Here is a 686-nt window from a genome sequence, read left to right as displayed (position 1 = left end):
GGGTGACCGCCGCTGCAAGCTCCCACCGCACCAGCGTGCCCTGGTCGGCCTGGTGTACCTGCGCCGGCACGACACCCTCGCCCAACTCGCCGCCGGGTTCGGCATCTCCGTCGGAACCGCCCACGCCTACACGACAGCCGTCGTCGGCCTGCTTGCCGACCGTGCACCCGGCCTGCTGCGTGCCCTGCGCGAGGCCGCCCCGGACTACGTCCTGCTCGACGGCACCCTGGCGGAGTGCGACCGGGTCGGAGACAGCCGGGCCGACTTCTCCTACAAGCACCGCCGGCACGGGGTGAACGTGCAGGTGGTGACCGACCCGGCCAGGCGGCTGCTGTGGACCTCGCCGGCGCTGCCCGGCCGCGCGCACGATCTCACCGCGGCCCGTGCCCACCGGATCATCCGGATCTGTGAACGCCAGGGCGTTCCCATCCTCGCCGACCGCGCCTACATCGGGGCCGGCCCATGGGTGACGACACCCCTCAGACGCCCGCCAGGCCGTGACCTCACGCCGAACAGGCAGACCGTCAACCGGGCGCTGTCCACAGCGCGGGCGCCGGTCGAGCGCGGCGTTGCACGACTGAAGTCGTGGCGGATCTTCCGCAGGTCCCGGTGCAGTCCGAATCGAATGTCGTCAATCTCCGCGGCCGTCCTCACCCTGGAGCGGCAGCGCTGAAAGAGCTCACTGA

Annotated in this window: 1 protein-coding gene; it reads left to right on the top strand. The window is 71.7% G+C overall.

Annotated elements, in window-relative coordinates:
• Window positions 1-673: transposase family protein (locus JNW98_RS35810; RefSeq protein ID WP_223772413.1), on the top strand; the 673-nt coding region annotated here is incomplete at its 5' end.
• Window positions 674-686: the final 13 nt, after the last annotated feature.

The organism is Streptomyces huiliensis (assembly GCF_020037025.1).
Taxonomy (GTDB): domain Bacteria; phylum Actinomycetota; class Actinomycetes; order Streptomycetales; family Streptomycetaceae; genus Streptomyces; species Streptomyces huiliensis.
This window is presented reverse-complemented; position numbering and strand designations above follow the sequence as displayed.